The 16334-nt window shown below is 55.1% G+C and carries 19 protein-coding genes; all 19 read left to right on the plus strand.

The window, feature by feature from the left end:
* Positions 1-24: 24 nt before the first annotated feature.
* The gene (locus AC6I6H_RS09820; protein WP_497953580.1) at positions 25-2259 is read left to right on the plus strand and encodes a helicase-related protein; all 2235 of its coding nucleotides are present in this window, start codon (positions 25-27) and stop codon (positions 2257-2259) included.
* A gap of 13 nt (positions 2260-2272) precedes the next feature.
* A complete protein-coding gene (locus tag AC6I6H_RS09825) occupies positions 2273-3145 on the plus strand; it encodes a ComFC family protein (RefSeq protein WP_497953581.1) in 873 nt (290 codons plus the stop codon).
* 241 nt (positions 3146-3386) lie between these two features.
* Positions 3387-3815 carry a flagellar protein gene (locus AC6I6H_RS09830; protein ID WP_497953582.1) on the plus strand — a complete coding sequence of 143 codons (429 nt, stop codon included), beginning with the start codon at positions 3387-3389 and terminating at the stop codon, positions 3813-3815.
* Positions 3816-3931: 116 nt separating this feature from the next.
* A complete protein-coding gene (gene flgM, locus AC6I6H_RS09835) occupies positions 3932-4213 on the plus strand; it encodes a flagellar biosynthesis anti-sigma factor FlgM (protein WP_497953583.1) in 282 nt (93 codons plus the stop codon).
* 44 nt (positions 4214-4257) lie between these two features.
* Positions 4258-4758, plus strand: coding sequence for a flagellar protein FlgN (locus tag AC6I6H_RS09840; RefSeq protein ID WP_497953584.1), 501 nt, complete (start codon positions 4258-4260; stop codon positions 4756-4758).
* Between the two features lie 16 nt (positions 4759-4774).
* The gene (flgK, locus tag AC6I6H_RS09845; RefSeq protein ID WP_497953585.1) at positions 4775-6370 is read left to right on the plus strand and encodes a flagellar hook-associated protein FlgK; all 1596 of its coding nucleotides are present in this window, start codon (positions 4775-4777) and stop codon (positions 6368-6370) included.
* Positions 6371-6398: 28 nt separating this feature from the next.
* Entirely contained in the window at positions 6399-7301 is a 903-nt protein-coding gene (flgL, locus tag AC6I6H_RS09850) for a flagellar hook-associated protein FlgL (protein ID WP_497953586.1), read from the plus strand.
* Positions 7302-7316: 15 nt separating this feature from the next.
* Positions 7317-7889, plus strand: coding sequence for a DUF6470 family protein (locus AC6I6H_RS09855; protein WP_497953587.1), 573 nt, complete (start codon positions 7317-7319; stop codon positions 7887-7889).
* A 50-nt stretch (positions 7890-7939) separates the two neighbouring features.
* On the plus strand, positions 7940-8362 hold the full coding sequence (gene fliW / locus AC6I6H_RS09860) for a flagellar assembly protein FliW (protein WP_497953588.1): 423 nt from the start codon (positions 7940-7942) through the stop codon (positions 8360-8362).
* A complete protein-coding gene (gene csrA / locus AC6I6H_RS09865; protein ID WP_497953589.1) occupies positions 8362-8592 on the plus strand; it encodes a carbon storage regulator CsrA in 231 nt (76 codons plus the stop codon). Before fliW ends, csrA begins: the two co-directional genes overlap by 1 nt.
* Positions 8593-8710: 118 nt before the next feature.
* The gene (locus tag AC6I6H_RS09870) at positions 8711-9520 is read left to right on the plus strand and encodes a flagellin N-terminal helical domain-containing protein (protein ID WP_497953590.1); all 810 of its coding nucleotides are present in this window, start codon (positions 8711-8713) and stop codon (positions 9518-9520) included.
* Positions 9521-9606: 86 nt separating this feature from the next.
* Positions 9607-10416 (plus strand): flagellin N-terminal helical domain-containing protein, encoded by an 810-nt coding sequence (locus tag AC6I6H_RS09875; protein WP_497953591.1) that lies wholly within the window; start codon positions 9607-9609, stop codon positions 10414-10416.
* Positions 10417-10503: 87 nt separating this feature from the next.
* Complete coding sequence (locus AC6I6H_RS09880) at positions 10504-11313, plus strand: flagellin N-terminal helical domain-containing protein (protein ID WP_497953592.1); 810 nt, start codon at positions 10504-10506, stop codon at positions 11311-11313.
* Positions 11314-11384: 71 nt separating this feature from the next.
* A complete protein-coding gene (locus AC6I6H_RS09885; protein WP_497953593.1) occupies positions 11385-12194 on the plus strand; it encodes a flagellin N-terminal helical domain-containing protein in 810 nt (269 codons plus the stop codon).
* Positions 12195-12265: 71 nt separating this feature from the next.
* The gene (locus tag AC6I6H_RS09890; protein ID WP_497953594.1) at positions 12266-13321 is read left to right on the plus strand and encodes a glycosyltransferase; all 1056 of its coding nucleotides are present in this window, start codon (positions 12266-12268) and stop codon (positions 13319-13321) included.
* 68 nt (positions 13322-13389) lie between these two features.
* Entirely contained in the window at positions 13390-15171 is a 1782-nt protein-coding gene (gene fliD, locus AC6I6H_RS09895; RefSeq protein ID WP_497953628.1) for a flagellar filament capping protein FliD, read from the plus strand.
* Between the two features lie 14 nt (positions 15172-15185).
* Positions 15186-15563 (plus strand): flagellar protein FlaG, encoded by a 378-nt coding sequence (locus AC6I6H_RS09900; RefSeq protein WP_497953595.1) that lies wholly within the window; start codon positions 15186-15188, stop codon positions 15561-15563.
* A 5-nt stretch (positions 15564-15568) separates the two neighbouring features.
* Positions 15569-15952 carry a flagellar export chaperone FliS gene (fliS, locus tag AC6I6H_RS09905; protein ID WP_497953596.1) on the plus strand — a complete coding sequence of 128 codons (384 nt, stop codon included), beginning with the start codon at positions 15569-15571 and terminating at the stop codon, positions 15950-15952.
* Positions 15949-16308: a hypothetical protein gene (locus AC6I6H_RS09910; protein ID WP_497953597.1), complete on the plus strand. Its 360-nt coding sequence runs from the start codon at positions 15949-15951 to the stop codon at positions 16306-16308. Before fliS ends, AC6I6H_RS09910 begins: the two co-directional genes overlap by 4 nt.
* Positions 16309-16334 lie beyond the last annotated feature (26 nt).

Consider the following 16334-nt stretch of genomic DNA (forward strand, 5'->3'; position numbering starts at 1 on the left):
TTCAGGTCCCGGGAAGGAGAATTCATGCAAGCCACTTTATATGCGATTCGATTAGAAGGTTTCTGGCATTGGCGGGCAACGCTCGATGAAAGGGTTGACCTTGCGTATTGGCAGAAGCATTGCGGAGAACTCCCCGAGCTGGCAATGGTGCGGGGCAGGCTCTCCTGGGGGCAGGCGGTTCGGATGCGGGACGCCTGGATACGGGAACGCGTGGAGCCGCCCCCGAACGAAGCTGCGGCAAGCAAGGCGGGATTTTACGACGCTTACGACGGGCAGGCTTCGCAGCGGTTGGAAAATCGAATGCAATGGAGGGAATTGACAAAACGCGCGTGCGACGCCGGGGTTTCTCCGGAGGCCGCCGGAGCGATGACGCTGGAACGAAGCATAGGAAATGGAAAGCAGCCATTCCTGGAAGCAAGAGCCGTATTGGAACACCCGGAATTGAGGCGGATCGCCGCACTCCTCCGGGGACGGTCTCTGTTCGGGGATGAGCTGCTTTCTTTATTGGCTTTTTACGGCCTGGACGGAGCCGTGAGGGACGGGGCCGGCCTTTGGCCTTTGCTCCAGGCGGCGGCGCTGATGGGAGAGGTCCGGCTTGGCTGCGGCGTTGCCGATGAAGCCGGAACGTCAGTGCAGAGCGGAGGCAGGGCGGCTGGTTCGCGAGGCGACGCGGCAGGGCAAAGCCGACGGCGGCTCGATGGGCCTGGCGGCTTTGGCGAAGCAGAACGGCGGGAGACCGGGCGGAGAGAGCCGCGCTGGCGGTGCCGCCGCTGCGGCAGCGGGCCGGAAGCGCTGCGCTTCGCGGACTGCCCGCAGTGCGGCGGGCCGTGCCCGTACTGCGCGCGCTGCCTCGGCATGGGCCGCTCGCGCGCCTGCGCGCCGCTGGTCGACGGCATGCCCGGGCCCTCGGCCGCGGAGGAAGCGGCGCTGCGGCGCGAGGCGGCCTGCACCGCCGCAGCCCCGGCCGCGGGCAGCCGCCGGGCGCGGCACCGGGCGCCGCGCGCCATCGCCGCCGCGGGCTCCCGCCGGGCGGCTGGCGAAAGCGCACCCGCGCCGGAAGCGGCGGCCAGCCTGCCGCTGGGGCGCTGGCGCCTCGGGCGCTTCGGCCGCCGGGCAAACGGCCGCGCGGCGGTGCGCCCGGGTTCGCCTGCGGCAGCGGCGGCGCTTGCCGCGCGCTGGGGGCTGAGCCCGGCCCAGGCGGACGCCTCCGCCGCCGCGCTCGCGTTCCTGCGCGGCGAGAGCATGCCCCGCCCGGCGGACCGCTTCCTTATTTGGGCCGTCACCGGCGCTGGCAAAACGGAAATGATCTTTCCGCTCCTAGAGCACGAAGTGCGGGCGGGCCGAAGCGTGCTCGTGGCGACACCCCGGAAAGATGTGGTGCTGGAGCTCCTGCCGCGCTTGCGAAAGGCTTTTCCCGATTGCCGGGTGGCGGCTTTGTACGGGGGCACCGAGGAACGCTGGGAGGGCGGCGGCATTACGCTGGCGACGACGCATCAGCTGCTTCGGTTTCGCAGCGCCTTTGACCTGGCCGTAATTGACGAGCTTGATGCATTTCCATACGCGGGTGATCCGATGCTCCATTACGCCGCAAAGAAGTCGTTAACACCTTCCGGACGCTCCATCCTGCTGAGCGCCACCCCGCCGAAACCGCTTCAGCTTGAAGCGCGCAGGGGGCTTCTCCCGTACGCCGAGGTGCCGGTGCGTTTTCACCGCCGGCCCCTGCCGGTGCCGTGGCTGCTGCGCGTCGGCCCGCTGGCCAAATGGCTGCCGAAAGGCCGCCTTCCGGCGGCGCTCCGCAAACGGCTGGGACGCTCTCTGAAAAGAGAGGCTCAGGTGTTTGTGTTTGTTCCGCAGATCAAATGGGTTGCGCCCCTTGCGGCCCTTCTGGCCGCCGAGTATCCGGACAAGCGGGTGGAGGGAACCTCCTCGAAGGATGCCGAACGAACGGAAAAGGTGACGGGCTTCCGTCAGAAAAACATCGACCTGCTGGTGACAACCACCATTCTCGAACGGGGCGTGACCGTCCCGAAAACCGATGTGTTCATTTTGGACGCCGATGCCGGTCTGTTTGACGAAGCGTCTCTCGTGCAAATGGCCGGACGGGCGGGCCGCTCCAAGGAAGACCCGGCCGGAGTTGTCGTATTTGCGGCATCGGCGCTGACGAGATCCCAAAGCGGCGCCGTCCGGCAGATCCGGCGGATGAACCGGCTGGCAGCCGTCCGCGGCTATCTCATCCGGGAACCGGAATCTCTTTTATGAAAGGAAGGAGCTTATGAGCCGATTATTTAAATCCCTACCAGGCGCCCAGCCGTTTGCCGGGTTTGGCGAACGGGCGCGCCTGCTCGCCAGGGCGGTCCGGGACGGCTTTTGGGCCCCGCCTCTTGCGAGGTGCCCGATATGCCTGGAGGCGGCGGCCGGCGAGCCTAACCCATTGCGCGTTTGCGAAGCCTGCCTGTGGGAAATTCCCTGGATAACTGAAATCCGCTGCCCGGTTTGCGGCCGGCCGGACGACTGCCCGGATTGCCAAAGGGGGTATCACCGGCATTTCCGGCTGAGCCGAAGCGCGGTAAGGTACAATGAAAGCATGAAAGCCTTGCTGGCCCGGTTTAAATACCGGGGGGACGAGGAACTGGCCGGCTTGTTCGGCGCCATGCTCTATCACGGGCACGCCCATCTGGCGGATGCACTCTGCGGAGAGAGCGGCCCGGCAGGCAGCCGCAACCGCAGCCCGAACCGCGGCCATCGGCCGCAGGCTTCTCCCTTCGACTGCGTCACCTATGTTCCGGTCAGCGGGGAAAGGCTGGCGGAGCGCGGCTTCGATCAGGCTGAGCGGATGGCGCGGGAGCTGGCCGTTCACATCCGGCGGCCGGTGCTCCCGCTGCTAATCCGGGTCAAGGCGACGGCCAAGCAAAGCCAAAAAAGCCGGCTGGCCCGTTTTCAGGATATGAATGGCGCATTTACCTGCAATGAGGACGGGCTGAATGCGTTCAGGCAGCAGGTGAATCTGAAATCGGCCTGCCCGAGCCCTCTTCGTTTGCTTCTCGTAGACGACGTGTATACCACCGGGAGCACGGCCGACCACTGTGCGGCTGTCCTCCGGCAGGCAGCCGGGGCGGAGGTCTATGTTTTGACATGGGCCCGGTAAGGAGACGGCCGTCCGCGTTCATTTTTATAATTTTTTATAATTGACTCTTTTGACAGGCGGCAGGCTCTTTGGCCTGGACTGCCAGGAAGGATTTTCGCGTTTTGTGGGGACCTCGCCGCTTTCGCTGTCTATACAAGCCTTTTTTTCTAATGTACACTAGACAAAAGTGGAAATCTTTTGATAGGGCAGTCCCGCCATTCTAAAAAAGCGGTTGTACTATATAGTAAAGGGTGTTCGGATCATGAGCTTGAACGTGATTAACTGCTCGCGGTGCGGAAAAGTTTGTTTACGGAGCGCAAGCGAATTGTGCCCGTCCTGTATGAAGGATTTGGAAAACCAATATGAAGCCTGTCTCAAATATTTGCGTGAAAACCGCGGAATCACGCTGCAGGAACTAAGCGACGCCACGGAGGTCCCCGTCAAGCAAATTATCCGGTTTATCCGGGAAGGGCGGATCTCCATTCTCAACGCTCCCAATCTTACCTATCCGTGCGAGGTTTGCGGCGAGCCGATCCGCGAGCAGACCATGTGCCCCAACTGCCGCCAGCGGCTGGCCAAGGAGTATACCAATCTCAAAGAGGATGAACGGCGCAAGGAAGAGGCTCCCGACGGGCCAAACAAGGGCGCGACATATCAGATTCGCGACCGTCTGCAAGAGCGGAAACAATAAGAAATTCCTGTTAATTCCGTCCGACAACTAAATATTCACAGTGAGCCTGCCGATAATATGGGTAAAGATGAATCGGCAGGCTTTTTTTTAACCCGAATACATAGGAGTGATCAACGGTGAAAGTAAACGAACCGTCACGCATAGGCCCCATCAATCCCTATCTGAAGCAGCAGGAAGGCGCGCAGGTGAAGCAGGAGAAAAAAGTGAAGCAGAAGGACCAAGTGGAGATTTCGCCGGAAGCGAAGGAGCTGCAGGAATTGCAGGCCGCTTCGGCCAAGGAGCCTGCAAGCGAAGCCCGGGCCCGCAAGATTGAGGAACTGAAGCAGCAGGTTTCGGCGGGCACCTATCATGTCGATGCCGGCAAAATTGCCGAGAAGCTCTGGCCCTACATCAAGTAATGACACCCAGAACAGCCCCATGGAAAGGAAAACGGTGAACCAGCATGTCGATCCCAGCCCTGTGCGAGGCAATGGAGCAAATGATTGCCCATCACGACTCGCTTCTTGATTTGTCGGAGCAGAAGATCCGGGTTCTTGTGGAGAACAATGTCGAAGAACTGAACCGGATCGTACACAAGGAAGCCCAGCTGATTCGGCAAATCGCGGATTGCGAGAAGCGCCGGGTGGAAGCGGTCGACCGGTTTCTGATTTCCAAAGGCTTTCGGCCTACCCCGCACATTACCATTAATGAAGTCATCAAGCTCATTTTCCGTCCGGAGGACAAGGACACCGTTCGGCAGCTCCAAACCGATCTGCTAGCCCGGCTGGAGAAGCTGAAGGGACTCAACGAGCGGAACCGCCAGCTTATCGAGCAGTCGCTCGCCTTTATCGACTACTCGCTGGATATGCTGGCCGGCCCTCCGGAGGACGAGGCCTTTTACCAGAATCCCATGAATCAAAAAAACGGACAATCGAAGGCCATGCGTTTCGACACGCGTGCTTGATTAGGAGGACCCGACCATGGCATCAACCTTCCACCTGCTGGAAACATCCAAACGAAGCCTTTTCACCCAACAGGCGGCCCTGAGTACGGTCGGCCACAACATCGCAAACGCCAATACGGCGGGCTACTCCCGTCAGGTCGTAAACATGGTGGCCACCCGTCCGATGGAAGCTGTGGGCATGAGCCATACCACAACTCCCGGGCAGCTCGGAACAGGCGTCGAGTTTCAGTCGATTACCCGCATGCGGGAGAAGTTTCTGGACGACCAGTTCCGCAATGAAAACAAGTCGCTGGGCAACTGGACCGTTCAAGCGGACACGCTCGAAAAGCTGGAAACGATTCTGAACGAGCCCTCCGACACCGGCCTCCAAAAGGTGCTGGACCAGTTCTGGCAGGCTTGGTCGGGGCTCAGCAAGGACCCGGAAAACCCGACGGCCCGCAAGATTTTGCGTGAAAGCGGGATCGCCCTGACGGATGCTTTGAATTATACGAGCAGCAAGCTGCAGGATCTTGGAAACGACCTTACCCAAAACATTGAGGTCAAGGTGACGGAGATCAATTCCCAGCTTACGGGGATCGCAAACCTGAACCGGGAAATTATCCGGATCGAAGGCATGGGCAACGATGCCAATGACTTGCGCGACCAACGGGACCTTTTGACGGATGAACTGTCCAAGGTCATCAACATTCAAGTGCAGGAAACGGCGCAGGGCTACAATATTACCATGGGCGGTACCAGCCTCCTTGCCGGACAAACGGTCACACCCGTTACGGCGGATTCGCTCTCGCAGGCAAAAGACTCCGGCGCCCTGAACAACGGCGAAGTGTTCGGGATGCTGGTTTCCCGCGACCGGTATGTGGCGGATTATCAGAAACAGCTGGACTCTCTGGCCAACACGATCGCCAACGGTGAAGTGACGGTCACGATTCCGGAAGGCTCCGTGCTTCCCGAAGGCGCGGTGGTTTACGAAGTCACGGGAGAAGACACCACCCAGGAGCTTCAATTCAACGGCCCGGTCTCGTCCCGGACGATCGGCCCCGGCGGCTTGACGATCAAGGTTGCCGGCCTGAACGGCCTGCACCAGTTGGGCTACACCCTTTCGGGGACCCCGCAGGCGGGCGGAGCGTTTTTCACCTCCGGCGCGGACGGAGCGGCGATTACGGCCGGCAACATCAAGCTCAGCCAGCCCATCCTGGACAGTGCGGATAATATCGCCGCTTCGATGCGGACGGCGTTGGTCGGTTCGGACGAAGTGCTGATTAACGGCAACGGTACTCTTGCCGCCGTTATGAGCCAGCTGAAGGACAGCGTATTCGATTTCAGCAGCAGCGGCTTGTCGATCAGCAAGGGAACGGTCAACAACTTCTATCAATCCATGGTGGGCCAGTTGGGCGTTCAGTCCAAAGAGGCTTCCCGCCAATTGGAGAACCAGGCCGTCCTGGTCAATCAGGTGGATTCCCGGCGCCAATCCGTAAGCGGGGTTTCGCTGGACGAAGAAATGAGCAACATGATGAAATTCCAGCACGCCTACTCGGCGGCGGCCCGCATCATGACGACGTTTGACGAAATGCTGGACAAGGTCATCAATGGAATGGGCGTTGTCGGCCGGTAACCGCCTTTAACGAGAGGGGAAGAGTAAGGTGCCTTTACGCGTAACGCAAAGCATGATCAGCAACCAGCTGATCCACAATTTGAACCGCAACATGATCAAATCGGATACCATCAGCGAGCAGATGTCGACAGGGCGTAAAATCAACAAGCCGTCCGACGATCCGGTCGGCATTACGTACGCGATGCGGTATCGCAGCGAGCTGACTTCAAATGAGCAATACCAGAAGAATGCCGATTCCGCGGCATCCTGGCTGGACTACAACGACTCGCTGCTCTCGCAGGCGGAGGACGTTTACCAGCGGCTGACCGAGCTGTCGGTTAAAGCGGCGACGGGAACTAACCCTCAGGAAGCGCTGGATGCGATTAAAAACGAGGTTCAGGAGCTGCGCAAGCAGTTTGTCGATATCGGGAACAGCAAAATCAACGGCAAATATGTGTTCAATGGTCAAATCACGGACAAGCCTCCCTATCCGGACGGAACCAATGCAGCGAATGCCGTAACCGACAGCATGCTGATTGAATATGAGCTGGGTGCCGGCGTTAAAGTGCCGGTCAACATGTCCGGGAACGCCATTTTCGGAGCGGGCGGCAGCAACGAGAACATTTTTAAGATCTGCGACGATTTTATTGCGGCCTTGGGGACTCCTCCCGACACGGCTGCATTGTCCTCTACGGTGGATCGGATCAACGAGCAGCGCAACGTTCTTTTAACGGCGCATTCCGAAATCGGCGCCCGCACGAACCGTCTGGAGCTGATGGGCAACCGTCTGATGGATATGGACTACAACTTGACGAGCCTGCAGTCGAAGGTCGAAGATGTCGATTATGACGAACTGATTATTCAATCGCAGATTAACCAAAACATCTACCAAGCCTCCCTTTCGGTGGGAGCAAAAATCATTACGCCTACCTTGGTCGATTTTCTGCGATAAGAAGGAGGCTTCCCAATGGCTTCCATTCCGCATATTCAAATTCGCCAGCAGTTTGCTCAGATCGGTATTGAATCCGGCCCAGGACAGTTTACCATGCATTCTCCCCGGGCCGATGTTCAGATCCAATCGACCCCGGCCGAGCTTCAGATCCAGTCGGACCGCGGGGAGCTCACGGTGGACTCCAGTCTCGCCTGGGACGCTTTGAACGGCGGCAAGCTGACTGCCTTTAACAGCCGGATTTATTCGCAGGTAGAGGGAATCTTTTTGCAGAACCTGGCCAAAAAGGTGCAAGAGGGACACCGGATGGGAGCGATTCATCTGTCCGGGAACGCCTTTGCCGAGCTGGCGGCGGGAGCTTTCGACCCGCTCCCTCATCTGGCATACATGGGGGCCGCTTCTTCGAACAATGTGCGCCTACAGTATACGACTCAGACCAGACCGACTATTGAAGTGATCCAGGGGGGCGCAGACATTCAAGTCACTCCGCAAAAACCGGATATCTCTTTTGAGCGGGGCAAGCTGGAGATTTACCTGCGTCAGCGGGCCAGCATTGAAATCACCCCGCCCGCCTTGGAAATTACCGCCTGACAAGCTATAGTAGACCTATAGCTTGTCTTTATTTTAAATGAGGTGACGAGATGACAAAAACCAAAGCCATCGATATGGGCGGCAGCATCCTGGGATTTGAAGAATACAGCCAGTATACGCTGGAAGAAATCGAAGACGAACCGCTTTATTCATATTTGCAGGCCGTTGACAATGAAGAGCTCGGGTTTATCGTCGCTTCGCCGTTTTCCTTTTTCCCCGATTATGAATTTGAACTGACCGAACAGGAGCGTAAGGAACTGGAAGCGGATACGCAGGAAGACCTGCTTGTTCTTGGACTGGTCACCGTCCGCGATCCCTATCACGAATCGACCATGAATCTGCTCGCTCCGCTTGTCATCAACGTACGGACCGGCAAGGGCCGGCAGCTGGTGCTGCAATCCCGTTATGAGTATGGAACAAAAGAGCGGCTTTTTTCCGGGAAGAAGGAAGCGAAAGTCGGAGGTGAAGGCTGATGCTTATTTTGACCCGAAAAAAAGGCCAGTCGATCATAATAAACAACGAGATTGAAATTATGATTACGGCTGTGGAGGGGGACCAGATCAAAGTCGGCATTAACGCCCCGGCCCAGTACGTCATTCACCGAAAAGAAGTGCTGGAAGCGATTCAGAATACCAACCGGGAGGCGTCGCACGGCAAGGACGCCATTTTGAAGCTGAAGAAAAAAAATAATCCGGGGACGTAAAACGCCGGAAATGCTATAAACAATTCGCTTTTCCGCACCGATAATTACTTTTGTAAGGGTACCCTACTCAATCCACATGGACGTGGAAAGTAAGAACAATTCAAGGAGGAAGAAAACGATGATTATCAACCACAACCTGAACGCCATGAACGCGCACCGCAACCTGGTGGGCAACAACACCGCACAAGGCAAGTCCAGCGAGAAGCTGTCTTCCGGCTACCGGATCAACCGCGCCGCCGACGATGCAGCCGGCCTGTCGATTTCGGAAAAAATGCGTGCGCAAATCAAGTCCTTGAACCAAGCGCAAGCGAACGCTCAGGACGGCGTATCGCTCGTGCAAACGGCTGAAGGTGCAATGAACGAAGTATCCGACATGCTGACACGGATGAAAGAGCTGGCCGTTAAAGCAAGCAACGGCACGTACAATGCGTCTGACCTTACCGCGATGGACAAAGAATTCCAAGCTTTGGATGAAGCAATCAATGACATTGCTAATAAGACCAACTTCAACGGTATTACGCTGCTGAACCAAACGGGTACACTCTCCATTCAAACAGGGGATAAATCGGGTGATACGGTAACGGTAACGCTTCAGAACATCACTAGTGGAACGCTGGGAATTGGTGGCTCGCAACTCACTTCTTCCGCTAATGCTAATACTGCATTGGGCGCGATTGACACCGCAATTGGCACGGTCAACACGGCCCGCTCCGAGTTCGGCGCAGTACAAAACCGCCTGGAGCGCGTCATTAACAACCTGGGTGCTACATCCGAGAACCTGCAAGCTGCTGAATCCCGGATTCGTGACGTCGACATGGCAAAAGAAATGATGAGCTACACCAAGCTCAACATTCTGCAGCAAGCTTCGACGGCGATGCTGGCACAAGCCAACCAAGCCCCGCAAGGCGTTCTGCAACTGCTCCGTTAATAACGACGATAGCGCTTAACCTTTTGTAGTATGCAGCACCCTCACAAGGATGTGGGGGTGAACAAAATTCAAGGAGGAAGAAAACGATGATTATCAACCACAACCTGAACGCCATGAACGCGCACCGCAACCTGGTAGGCAACAACACCGCACAAGGCAAGTCCAGCGAGAAGCTGTCTTCCGGTTACCGGATCAACCGCGCCGCTGACGACGCAGCCGGCCTGTCGATCTCGGAAAAAATGCGTGCGCAAATCAAGTCCTTGAACCAAGCGCAAGCGAACGCTCAAGACGGCGTATCGCTGGTGCAAACGGCAGAAGGCGCGATGAACGAAGTATCCGATATGCTGACGCGGATGAAAGAATTGGCTGTTAAAGCAAGCAATGGAACGTACAATGCTTCCGACCTTTCCGCGATGCACAAAGAGTTTGACGCTTTGGACGAAGCGATCAACGACATTGCTACGAAGACAAACTTCAACGGCATTACGCTGTTGAACCAAACGGGAACCCTCTCCATTCAAACGGGGGATAAATCGGGTGACACTGTAACGGTTACGCTTCAAAATATCCAATCGACTGCCCTTGGAATTAACGCCTTGTCCCTAACAACCTCTGCTAACGCCACACTTGCACTGTCCGAGATTGACGAAGCTATCGGCTTGGTTAACACGGCCCGTTCCGAATTCGGTGCGGTTCAAAACCGTCTGGAACGCGTTATCAACAACCTGGGCGCTACCTCGGAGAACCTGCAAGCTGCTGAATCCCGTATCCGCGACGTTGATATGGCGAAAGAAATGATGAGCTACACCAAGCTCAACATTTTGCAGCAAGCTTCGACGGCGATGCTGGCGCAAGCCAACCAAGCCCCGCAAGGCGTACTGCAGCTGCTCCGTTAATAACGGTTCGTAACGTTTAACCTTTTGTAATACGTAAAACCCCTACAAGGATGTGGGGGTGAACAAAATTCAAGGAGGAAGAAAACGATGATTATCAACCACAACCTGAACGCCATGAACGCGCACCGTAACCTGGTGGGCAACAACACCGCACAAGGCAAGTCCAGTGAGAAGCTGTCTTCCGGCTACCGGATCAACCGCGCCGCTGACGACGCAGCCGGCCTGTCGATCTCGGAAAAAATGCGCGCGCAAATCAAGTCCTTGAACCAAGCGCAAGCGAACGCTCAAGACGGTGTGTCGCTCGTACAAACGGCAGAAGGCGCGATGAATGAAGTGTCCGACATGCTGACCCGGATGAAAGAACTGGCCGTTAAAGCAAGCAACGGCACGTACAATGCATCCGACCTTGGCGCGATGGACAAGGAATTCCAAGCTTTGGAAGCTGCAATCGACGACATTGCCAGCAAGACGAACTTCAACGGCATTACGCTGCTGAACGACGATACAACCATCTCTATTCAAACAGGTGATAAATCGGGCGATACTGTAACGGTAACGCTACAAGATATCACAATCACTACTCTGGGAATCAATGCCGAAGATCTTACGACCTCCGCCAATGCAAGTGACGCACTGGCAGCCATCGACACCGCGATTGGCAAAGTCAACACGGCCCGTTCCGAATTCGGCGCGGTGCAAAACCGCCTGGAACGTGTAATCAACAACCTGGGCGCTACGTCCGAGAATCTGCAAGCCGCTGAATCCCGTATCCGTGACGTCGACATGGCGAAAGAAATGATGAGCTACACCAAGCTCAACATTCTGCAGCAAGCTTCGACGGCGATGCTGGCGCAGGCCAACCAGGCTCCGCAAGGCGTTCTGCAACTGCTCCGTTAATAATGTAGCAGCCCTCGTTTAAATTAGCTCCACAAGGAAGTGGAGGATAAGAGCTCAAGGAGGATAACAACATGATTATCAACCACAACCTGAACGCCATGAACGCGCACCGTAACCTGGTGGGCAACAACAGTGCGCAAGGCAAATCCAGCGAAAAGCTGTCTTCCGGTTACCGGATCAACCGCGCCGCTGATGATGCGGCCGGTCTGTCGATCTCGGAAAAAATGCGCGCGCAAATCAAGTCCTTGAACCAAGCGCAAGCGAACGCTCAAGACGGCGTATCGCTCGTACAAACGGCAGAAGGCGCGATGAACGAAGTATCCGACATGCTGACGCGGATGAAAGAACTGGCTGTTAAAGCAAGCAACGGCACGTACAATGCTTCCGACCTTGCGGCAATGGACAAAGAGTTTCAAGCTTTGGACGAAGCTATCGATGATATCGCCACGAAGACCAACTTTAACGGTATTACGTTATTGAACGACGATGCCACCCTCTCCATTCAAACTGGCGATAAATCAGGCGACACTGTAACGGTAACGCTCCAGAATATTACCAGTGCGACTCTGAGCATTGAAGATCTCGAGTTGACGGATTCCGCCCTTGCAAAAGCAGCGTTGCCTTCTATCGATGCTGCTATCGGCATGGTCAACACGGCACGTTCCGAATTTGGTGCGGTACAAAACCGTCTGGAACGCGTTATCAACAACCTGGGCGCTACGTCCGAGAACCTGCAAGCTGCTGAGTCCCGTATCCGTGACGTCGACATGGCGAAAGAAATGATGAGCTATACCAAGCTCAACATTTTGCAGCAAGCGTCCACGGCGATGCTGGCGCAAGCCAATCAGGCTCCGCAAGGCGTTCTGCAGCTGCTCCGTTAAGCTTTACAGAACTACAGCACGGGGACCCATTAAGTTTCTTAATGGGTCCTTTTTTTCTGGGGGGACCACGAATGATTTCCGTTTGCCTGATCGTAAAAAACGAAGAAAACCATATCCTCGAAGCGCTTGCCAGCATTCCGTCTTCGTATGAAAAAGTCGTTCTGGATACCGGATCGACAGACCGTACACTGGAATTGCTGGCCGCTGCGGGCGTTGCACCCTACACCTTTACGTGGAATAACAGTTTTGCTGACGCCCGTAACGAAGCGGCCCGCCACGCCAGTGGGGATTATATTCTGGTTATGGACGCGGACGAACGTCTTCCGAAGGATACCGAGACGGTTCTAAACCGCTTTATCGAACGTTGGCCGGATCGAGCAGGAACGGTAATCATAGAAAATCAAATGAGCGACGAGACCGCGCGTCACCGTATGCTCCGCTTTTATCCCAATACAGCCGATTTCCGGTTTGCAGGCACCGTTCACGAAAAAATTCTTTATCAAGGCCAAGAGCCGGACTATCAAGATACCGGGCTTGTTATTAAGCACCTTGGCTACGAATCAGACGAATACGCCGCGAAGCAGAAGAAAGACCGGTACATCCCGCTTTACGAAAAGCACTTGAACGAGAATCCGAACGACGGCTATATGTGGCATCAGCTAGGGCGGCTTTATTACAGCCTGGGCGATTATCAAAAGGCTGAGGAACCTTTACGCCGTTCAATGGAAGTTGGAGCGCGCGCCCATCTCTATTTTCCCGTTATGCTGGTTACTTTAGGCTACACCTTGCACGAATTGGGCCGTCACCGTGAGGCAGTTGAACTGGTGACGCCATATTTGACCTATTATCCGGACTTCCCGGATCTCCCCTTTCTTTTAGGGCTGCTCGCCATGAATACCGGACAGGTTCAACTGATCGAGCATTATTTCCTGCAAGCATTGAAAATCGGTGAAACGACCAAGTACACAACCGTTTCCGGCGTCGGTTCCTTTAAAGCTGCTTATAACCTGGGCATCTTTTATGAACTGATGGGCAGCAAACAAAAAGCGATCCATTATTACCAAGTGGCCGCCCCATCTATGAAAATTGCACGCGAGCGCTGCGAAAATTTGAAAAATTCCCTTTAAAAGCGCGAACGTTTATACGATATATATAGTAATGAGTTGATGGAAAAAGGAGGTTGGTCAACGTGCCAATGCGGGTAACGGGCATGAGTTCCGGGATGGACATCGAAGCCATTGTGAAGGATTTGATGAAAGCGGAACGAATCCCGCTCGATAATTTGAAGGCCAAGAAACAGACGTTGAGTTGGCAGATGGAGCAATACCGGGAAGTGAACACCAAACTGGCGAACTTCCGCAATACGCTGAACAATATGCGTCTGTCGGGGGATTGGACGCTCTCCAAGGTTAGTGCAGCGAATGATGCGTACTTCTCTGCGACATCTACAGGGGGAACGGTCGCTAGCCATACCGTGGAAATCCTGGAGCTGGCATCGGGCGCAAGCATGTCCAGTTCGGCAGCGATCTCCCAGGCGGGGTTAACCGGCGGGGCACTGGGGGCCACCACGACCGTTGCGGCCGATCAGAACACGTTGAATGTCACGTTAAACGGCGTAACCAAAACCATTTCGCTTGAAGCAGGCACGTATACCCCGGAACAGCTGAAAACCGAGTTTACCAATAAGCTGGCTTCGGCCTTTGGAGCAGGCAGCATCGAAGTCAACCTGACGGCCTCCAACCAGTTGGATTTGAAGCCTGCCGGAACAGCCGGGTATCTTCCTCAACTGACAATAAACGATGGAACGGGCGGGGCTGCAAAGCTTGGGTTTACGAGCGGCGCTTCTTACAAGCTGAATGCCACGGAATCCTTCGCCTCCCAAACGGCCAAGTTTGGTACGGCTGTTACAGGCGGAGAATTTACCATAAACGGCCAAAAAATAGAGTATACTTCCTCGGACAGCTTGGCTTCGATTATGACCAAGGTTAACCAGTCAAGCGCCGGCGTCACGATGACGTACGACTCGGTCACCGACAAAGTCTCTCTTCGAACCAAAGGCACAGGCGTAGCGGCTACCGTAACGCTCGGAGCGGATACGGGCAACCTCCTTGGTAAGCTTGGAATTACCGGTTCCATATCGGGGACGGATGCCCACGTCAAGATCGACGGGATCGAGTCCTATCGCAGCAGCAACACGTTTACAGTCGATAATGTGACTTATACGCTCAAGCAGAAGACGGAAGCCGGTGTGCCCCAATCGCTCTCCGTTGTGAAGGACACGGATGCTCTTTTCAACAAAATCAAAGATTTTGTCAACGTGTATAACGAAACGATCGAGCTTCTGAACAAGCGGGTAAAAGAAACGAAATACAAAGGGTTTGCGCCGCTTACGGAAGAACAGAAAGCCGATATGAAAGAGAACGACATTAAGCTGTGGGAGGAGAAGGCGAAAAGCGGTCTGCTGAAAAACGATACGATTCTCCAAAGCGCCTTGCGGGGCTTCCGTTCGGACACCAGTGCGATCGTGGCGGGCTTGGACGGCTCCTTCTCCACCTTATCGTCCATTGGGGTGGATACCGTACCGTATGACCCCAAAAACCAGCAGAACTCGGGTAAAATCATACTGGACGAAACCAAACTGAAGGCGGCGCTCTCCAGCGACCCGGATAGCGTAATCGCTTTGTTCTCCAACCAATCCGATGATCCCAATAAAGTCGGCATTGCCCAGCGTATGTATGAACAGGCCAGTACCGGAATAACCGAATTGATGGAAAAGGCCGGAGGAGTCGGGGCAATCGACGATGATATCAACACAATCCTCGGGCTAAGCATGAGGGGGGTAAACGACAAAATTTCCAGGCTGTCGGTCAAGCTGATTGACAAAGAAGATTATTATTATCTAAAATTTAGTGCCATGGAGACTGCTATCCAGAAGAGTAATTCACAACTGTCATGGCTCTCGCAACAATTTGCGTAAAGGAGCCCAGTAATATGGATATTCAACCTTCTGCTTCCCCGCTTCCTTCCGGCGCCTCGAAACCGGTAAAGGTGGAGGGCGGCCAGCCGGTCCAGGAAAAAGCCAAAAAATTTGAGCCTACCGGCGCTATAAACCTGCTTCACAAGGAAAAACAAGAGCTAACCATCTCCGAGGAAGCAGTTGTTCGAGAGCTGGAGAAGGCCAACAAGGCGCTGGCGGGCATTAACAAACGGTTTGAATACAGTGTGCATGAGAAGACCGGGGATATTATGGTCAAAGTGATTGATCGCGACACCAACGAACTTGTACGCGAGATTCCTCCCGAGAAAATTTTGGATCTTGCGGCGAAGCTTCAGGAGATCAGCGGAATACTTATTGATGAAAAGAGGTAACGAAATTGAATAGTCAGGCCCAACAGCTTTACATGAGAACCCAGGTCAATACAGCCACGCCCGGCGAGTTAACCTTGTTGCTATATAACGGATGCCTGAAATTTTTGAAGCAAGCCAAGACCGCATTGCTCGCCGGGGATTATGTCGGAAAAAATGAAAACATTAAACGCGCGCAGGACATTATCGATGAGTTTATCATTACGCTGGATATGAAGTATGAGCTTTCCGCTTCTCTGCGCGATTTATACCATTTTATCAAACAGCAAATGACCGAAGCGAACCTGTACAAAAAGGAAGAAAGCTTAAATACGGCCATCGAGCTGGTCACGGACCTTCGGGATACGTGGGTAGAAGCTTTAAAACTTACCAAAAAGAGCGCAGCCCAATGACCGGCAATGCCCACTCTACCGACCGCTTGCTGGAACAGATGCGGCTCCTGACAGTCGAAATCTATGAGATGCTGAAGAGCGGCGAACCGGATCTGGAAGGGTTGGCCGCCCGGCAAACCGAGCAGGCAGAGCTTCGGACGCTCCTGTCCGGTACCTCTTGGTCTTCCGAACAGTTGGAGACGCTTCGGGAATGCTTCCGACTGGAACAGGAGATTCTTCGGCTCGAAACGATGCAGCGGGACGAAGCGGCTGAACAAAATGCACGACTTCAAAGAGGCAACCGGACAAAAGATTTGTACGCACGCAACAGCTATGCAACCCAAGCCGGAGGCTTTTTTCTGGACAAAAAACAATGAGGACGGCACCAGCCGATCCTCATTGT

The sequence above is a fragment of the Gorillibacterium sp. sgz306347 genome (assembly GCF_059735245.1).

Excerpts from the sequence above, each read along its gene's own strand:
- AC6I6H_RS09870 (WP_497953590.1), top strand. The coding sequence starts at position 8,711 with ATGATTATCAACCACAACCTGAACGCCATGAACGCGCACCGCAACCTG.
- flgK (WP_497953585.1), top strand. The coding sequence starts at position 4,775 with ATGGCATCAACCTTCCACCTGCTGGAAACATCCAAACGAAGCCTTTTC.
- AC6I6H_RS09910 (WP_497953597.1), top strand. The coding sequence starts at position 15,949 with ATGACCGGCAATGCCCACTCTACCGACCGCTTGCTGGAACAGATGCGG.
- csrA (WP_497953589.1), top strand. The coding sequence starts at position 8,362 with ATGCTTATTTTGACCCGAAAAAAAGGCCAGTCGATCATAATAAACAAC.
- AC6I6H_RS09840 (WP_497953584.1), top strand. The coding sequence starts at position 4,258 with ATGTCGATCCCAGCCCTGTGCGAGGCAATGGAGCAAATGATTGCCCAT.
- fliD (WP_497953628.1), top strand. The coding sequence starts at position 13,390 with ATGCGGGTAACGGGCATGAGTTCCGGGATGGACATCGAAGCCATTGTG.
- AC6I6H_RS09890 (WP_497953594.1), top strand. The coding sequence starts at position 12,266 with ATGATTTCCGTTTGCCTGATCGTAAAAAACGAAGAAAACCATATCCTC.
- AC6I6H_RS09875 (WP_497953591.1), top strand. The coding sequence starts at position 9,607 with ATGATTATCAACCACAACCTGAACGCCATGAACGCGCACCGCAACCTG.
- AC6I6H_RS09880 (WP_497953592.1), top strand. The coding sequence starts at position 10,504 with ATGATTATCAACCACAACCTGAACGCCATGAACGCGCACCGTAACCTG.
- AC6I6H_RS09825 (WP_497953581.1), top strand. The coding sequence starts at position 2,273 with ATGAGCCGATTATTTAAATCCCTACCAGGCGCCCAGCCGTTTGCCGGG.
- AC6I6H_RS09830 (WP_497953582.1), top strand. The coding sequence starts at position 3,387 with ATGAGCTTGAACGTGATTAACTGCTCGCGGTGCGGAAAAGTTTGTTTA.
- AC6I6H_RS09820 (WP_497953580.1), top strand. The coding sequence starts at position 25 with ATGCAAGCCACTTTATATGCGATTCGATTAGAAGGTTTCTGGCATTGG.
- AC6I6H_RS09855 (WP_497953587.1), top strand. The coding sequence starts at position 7,317 with ATGGCTTCCATTCCGCATATTCAAATTCGCCAGCAGTTTGCTCAGATC.
- AC6I6H_RS09900 (WP_497953595.1), top strand. The coding sequence starts at position 15,186 with ATGGATATTCAACCTTCTGCTTCCCCGCTTCCTTCCGGCGCCTCGAAA.
- AC6I6H_RS09885 (WP_497953593.1), top strand. The coding sequence starts at position 11,385 with ATGATTATCAACCACAACCTGAACGCCATGAACGCGCACCGTAACCTG.
- fliW (WP_497953588.1), top strand. The coding sequence starts at position 7,940 with ATGACAAAAACCAAAGCCATCGATATGGGCGGCAGCATCCTGGGATTT.